This is a genomic window from Streptomyces odonnellii (assembly GCF_000981895.1).
Classification (GTDB): domain Bacteria; phylum Actinomycetota; class Actinomycetes; order Streptomycetales; family Streptomycetaceae; genus Streptomyces; species Streptomyces odonnellii.
This window is the reverse complement of the sequence record NZ_LATD01000280.1, coordinates 1-5,410: the sequence shown is the minus strand read 5'-3', so window position 1 is coordinate 5,410 and position 5,410 is coordinate 1. Positions and strand designations below refer to the sequence as shown.

Genomic DNA, 5,410 nt, shown 5'->3' with positions numbered 1-5,410 from the left:
GCGTCCACCGCCCCATCCCCTGACCCACCGAGCCTCCGGGCCGCGCCCCCAGAGGGACGCGGCCCGGAGCCGTGAACAGGGCCTGGCCGAGAAGGCCTGGCAGAGAACGCCCGGTCGAAAGGGCCTGGTCGAACGGGCCTAGTTGAACGGGTCCAGGGTGATGTACGCCTGCTGGGGGTTGGGGTCGTTCACCAGGGACTCGTGGTTGCCCACGTCGTCAAAGGCGAAGGCGTACGCCTTGCCGTCGGACATCTGGGCGTGGATCGTGCGGGCGTAGTGGTTGGTCACCGCGTCCTGGTAGAAGCCGGACGGGCTGGTGTCCGGCTGGTTGGGGTTGGTGAGGAGGGTGGTTCGGTTGAAGCCCGCGCAGAGGGTGCGGGAGATGGGGCCGCGGACCAGGTCGTTCGGGGCGTCCAGGTGCTTGTAGCAGCCGAAGACGCTGTCGGCGTCGGGCTTCTGGAACGAGGTGACGACCGCGCCCGCCGAGTTCGTGAAGTTCATGACATTGCCGGAGACCCGGCCGAAGTACTTGGTGTTCGGCTGGTCCGCGAACGGTGTGACCGTCAGCGTCGAGGTCGTGTACCTGCTCCACACCCGGTTGATGTAGTCGTCCAGCACCCCGGCGGGGAGCGAGCCCGAGCCGATGCCGTGGCCGGGAGCGAGGGCACGCAGGACGGTGCCGTCGGGGCGGGTCTGGACCAGATTGGCCCAGCCGCCCGGCTGGCTCCTGAGCGCGTTGAGGACGCCGTTGTAGCCGCCCGGCTTGAGATGGCCGGTGGTCCTGGTGGAGCCGTCGGGGAGCCTGACACCGACCGCGTACGGCGCCGAGAACATATCGACCTGTGTGCTGTTGATCCACAATCCGGCGTCGTTGAGTGTGTACTCGGTCCAGTTGAACAGGATGTTCCGGTTCGGGTCGTTCGGGTTCTGGACCGCGGGCTGCACCAGACCGCCGGTGGTCAGCCTGAAGTCGAGCTTCTGGCCGTACGAGAAGTAGACCCGGCCGGAGAACTTCGGCATCCGGATCGTGATCGACTGCCCGTTGGCCGGCCCGGCGATCGACGCGTCGGGCGCCGGGGTGGGCGGATTGCCGCCGGCGGGCCACGCGTGGAACGTGCCGTTCGCGTCGGCCCAGCCCTGCCGGCCCGTCGTGAGGAGCGTCCCGAGGTTGTACAGGTAAACGGGTTCCGCGCGGCCGGAGTTGTTGGTGATCGTGAGGGGGATCGTCTCCGGCACGGCGGCCTCGGCGGGCACCGCGGCTTCGGTGGGTACGGCGGCGCCGGCGAGTGACGCCGGGCTCGCGGCCGAGAACCCGGTCGCGAAGACCACCGCGGCGGCCAGTGACGCGAGCAGCCTTTTTGTGCCAAGCACGCTCTGCCTCCTGAGTTGTGGGGGGAGTTGGGGGCTTTGAGAGCGCTCTCAGAATCGGCCCACGGCCGAGGCGTGTCAATGAACCGGAGCCAATTCGTCCGCCCCGGAAAGCACCGCGACGCCCTCGCTCAAGTCCGGCGGCCGTGGCTCCCGGCCGCAGTCATGCAGCACAATCGGGCGTCGGGACGATCAACTCACGAGATCGGCCCACGAGGTCAACTCACGATGGGGGCAGGCATGTTCGGGGCCACAAGGAGCCGGTCGCGGCGGGTACGGCACGGTGTGACGGCGGTGGCCGCCGGCCTCGTACTCCTCAGCGCGTCCGCGTGCAGCGGCGGTGACCAGCAGGGCGACGGCGCCGACGGCAAGAACGCCGGAGCCAGGAACGGCGGTGCCACCGGCAAGCCCTCCGCGGCCGGTCCCGCGCCCCTCACCAAGGGCCAGCTCACCGCCGCCTCCCTCACCGACGGCGAGAAGATCGGCCGCTACACCGTCTCCGACTACGCCCTCGGCGCCCCTCTCGGCGAGGACTACACCGCCGAGCCCGCCGTCTGCCAGCCACTCGTCAGCCTCGCGCCCGGCGCCACGGCCTTCGATCCGGCCGCCGAAGTGCACCGTAAGGCCGATGTCCCCGACGAGATGCTCGGGCTCACGGTCTCCGTACAGCTCCGCTCGTACGCCGCCCAGGGAGCGACCGGCGTCCTGAAGGCCCTCCGTACCGCGGGAAAGGAGTGCGCCGGCGGATTCACCGAGGACCGGGCGCTGGCGCGGGCGAAATACCTGAAGGTGGAACCGGCCAAGGCGCCCGCCCTGGGCGACGAGGCCACCGCATACCGCTTCACCATCCTCGACGTAAAGGGAACGCTGAAGCTGTACGAATACCTCACCGTTGTACGGTCGGGCTCCACCACCCTCTCCTTCCGCGCCGAGATCCCCGGCACCGAGGACGTCGGCGGAGTGCCCGACGAGATCGTCCAGGCCCAGTGGCAGAAGTTCCAGGCGGCAGCGAAGGCATGAGGGCCCCGACGGAGCCCGGAAAACGGCGGAGCCGTGACGGAGCCCCGAAGACGGAGCCGGACGCCGTGGGAAAAGACTGAAGCACGGCAAAGAGACCGGCAAAAACACGGCGCACCGCGGCAGCCACAGGGGCGCGCTGTCCAACCGGCGCACGGATGAGGCAAGAATGGGGGCATGAGCGACAGCCCAGCCCCTCTCGCCGATCCACACATCGCCTTCGACCCGACCGAAGGCCGCCGGGACATCGTCGTCCTCGGCTCCACGGGATCGATCGGCACCCAGGCCATCGACCTGGTCCTGCGCAATCCCGACCGCTTCCGCGTCACCGCGCTCTCCGCCGCCGGAGGCAGGGTGGAACTCCTCGCCGAGCAGGCGCGGCGGCTGCGGGTCCGTACCGTCGCGGTCGCGCGGGAGGACACCGTGCCCGCGCTGCGGGAGGCGCTCAGGGAGCGTTACGGTACGGGCGAGCCGCTGCCGGAGATCCTCGCGGGCCCCGACGCGGCCACCGAGCTGGCGGCCTCCGACTGCCACACCGTCCTCAACGGCATCACCGGCTCCATCGGCCTCGCCCCCACCCTCGCCGCCCTCACCGCGGGCCGGACCCTCGCTCTCGCCAACAAGGAATCGCTGATCGTCGGCGGCCCCCTCGTCAAGGCCGTGGCGAAGCCCGGCCAGATCATCCCGGTCGACTCCGAGCACGCCGCGCTCTTCCAGGCGCTGGCCGCCGGCACCCGCGCCGATGTGCGCAAGCTGGTCGTGACGGCCTCCGGCGGGCCCTTCCGAGGCCGTACACGAGCCGAACTGGCCCGGGTCACCCCCCGGGACGCCCTCGCGCATCCGACCTGGTCGATGGGCCCGGTGATCACGGTCAATTCGGCGACCTTGGTCAACAAGGGGCTCGAAGTGATCGAGGCACATCTTCTTTACGACATTCCCTTCGAACGCATTGAGGTTGTCGTCCACCCTCAGTCGTATGTCCACTCGATGGTGGAATTCAGCGACGGCTCGACCCTGGCCCAGGCGACCCCGCCCGATATGCGCGGGCCGATCGCCGTAGGTCTCGGCTGGCCGTGGCGGGTACCGGACGCAGCCCCCGCGTTCGACTGGACGAAGGCCTCGACCTGGGAGTTCTTCCCGCTCGACGGGGAGGCCTTCCCGTCGGTGGGACTCGCCAGAAAGGTGGGAGCCCTGGGCGGTACGGCTCCGGCGGTGTTCAATGCCGCGAACGAGGAGTGCGTCGACGCGTTCCTGGCCGGCCGGCTCCCGTTCAACGGCATCATGGACACGGTCACCGAGATCGTCGAAGAACACGGGACGAGCGCTGCACCGTGGCGGACGTCCTCGAAGCCGAGACCTGGGCACGCGCCCGGGCGCGTGAGAAGGCGGCGGCATTGGCAGACCAACTGGCAGACACGAACGGCGAAGAACAGCCGGTGGAGGCTCGCGCATGACGATTCTGTTGACGGTCCTCGGCATTCTTGTCTTTGTCGCCGGTCTGCTCTTCTCGATCGCCTGGCACGAACTGGGGCATCTCTCGACCGCCAAGTACTTCGGCATCCGCGTGCCCCAGTACATGGTCGGGTTCGGGCCGACGATCTGGTCGCGCAAGAAGGGCGACACCGAGTACGGGATCAAGGCGATCCCCCTCGGCGGCTACATCCGCATGATCGGCATGTTCCCGCCGGGACCCGACGGCCGGATCGAGGCGCGGTCGACCTCGCCGTGGCGCGGGATGATAGAGGACGCCCGCTCGGCGGCCTTCGAGGAACTGCAACCGGGCGACGAGAAGCGGCTGTTCTACACGCGCAAGCCGTGGAAGCGCGTGATCGTGATGTTCGCGGGCCCGTTCATGAATCTGGTCCTCGCCGCCGTGATCTTCATCGGGGTGGCGATGGGCTTCGGCTTCCAGACCCAGACCACCCAGGTCGCGGGTGTCCAGAAGTGCGTGATCTCGCAGAGCGAGAAGCGCGACACCTGTCAGAAGGGCGACCCGGTCTCGCCCGCCCAAGAGGCCGGCCTCAAGGAGGGCGACCGGATCGTCGCCTTCAACGGACGGTCCGTCGGCGACTGGACCACCCTCTCCAATCTGATCCGCGAGACCATCGGCCCCGCCACCATCACCGTCGAACGCGACGGCGCCCGGCAGGAACTGCACGCCACCCTCGCCAAGAACCTGGTGGCCGAGAAGGACTCCAACGGAGAGGTCGTCCCCGGCAAGTACGTTCCCGCCGGTTATCTCGGCTTCGCCGCCGCCACCGAGATCGTTCCGCTGTCCTTCCCGCAGTCCGTGGACCGGATGGGCACCATGATCGGGGACGGTGTCGAGTCGATCGTCGCCCTTCCCTCCAAGATCCCCGACCTCTGGAGCGCGGCCTTCGGCGACGGTCCGCGCAAGGAGGACTCACCGGTCGGCGTGGTCGGCGCGGCCCGGATCGGCGGCGAGGTGATGACGCTCGACATCCCCGCGACCAACCAGATCGCGATGATGCTGTTCCTGCTCGCGGGCTTCAACCTCTCGCTGTTCCTGTTCAATATGCTGCCGCTGCTGCCCCTCGACGGCGGGCATATCGCGGGCGCGCTCTGGGAGTCCCTGCGGCGCAGGCTGGCACGGCTCTTCAAGCGCCCCGACCCGGGGCCGTTCGATGTCGCGAAGCTGATGCCGTTCGCCTATGTGGTGGCGGGGATCTTCATCTGCTTCACGCTGCTTGTCCTGGTGGCCGATGTCTTCAATCCGGTCAAGATCTCCTAGGCCCTGTCTGACAAATGGCGCCGTCCGCCCGCGGGCCAGGCGGGATTTGTCAGACAGGGTCTTGCGGGATGTGCTCGGGCGGTGCGTAGTGGCGTAACCTCGGGGCCGGAGCCCGCCCGTCCCGGGACCTTGATCCATACCTTGGGGTTGCACAGCAGATGACTGCGATTTCTCTCGGAATGCCGTCCGTTCCGACCAAGCTCGCCGAGCGGCGGGTCAGCCGTCGGATCCAGGTGGGGTCGGTGGCGGTGGGTGGGGATGCGCCGGTGTCGG

General features: G+C 68.8%; 3 protein-coding genes and 1 pseudogene. 3 read left to right on the top strand and 1 reads right to left on the bottom strand.

Translation table 11 applies throughout. The features are described 5' to 3' along the window. Positions 1-138: 138 nt before the first annotated feature. Positions 139-1,371: a glycoside hydrolase family 64 protein gene (locus tag WH07_RS24600; protein ID WP_079023530.1), complete on the bottom strand. Its 1,233-nt coding sequence runs from the start codon at positions 1,369-1,371 to the stop codon at positions 139-141. A gap of 237 nt (positions 1,372-1,608) precedes the next feature. On the opposite strand from WH07_RS24600, the gene WH07_RS36375 reads away from it, so the two are divergent. The 3 genes and pseudogenes from WH07_RS36375 (at position 1,609) to WH07_RS24580 (ending at position 5,137) form a co-directional block, all read left to right on the top strand. Then, on the top strand, positions 1,609-2,388 hold the full coding sequence (locus WH07_RS36375) for a hypothetical protein (protein ID WP_157877427.1): 780 nt from the start codon (positions 1,609-1,611) through the stop codon (positions 2,386-2,388). A 174-nt stretch (positions 2,389-2,562) separates the two neighbouring features. Then, positions 2,563-3,839: pseudogene (gene dxr, locus WH07_RS38020) on the top strand (1-deoxy-D-xylulose-5-phosphate reductoisomerase). Next, on the top strand, positions 3,836-5,137 hold the full coding sequence (locus WH07_RS24580; protein ID WP_046504109.1) for a M50 family metallopeptidase: 1,302 nt from the start codon (positions 3,836-3,838) through the stop codon (positions 5,135-5,137). The pseudogene dxr and the gene WH07_RS24580 overlap by 4 nt, the downstream one beginning before the upstream one ends. Positions 5,138-5,410: the final 273 nt, after the last annotated feature.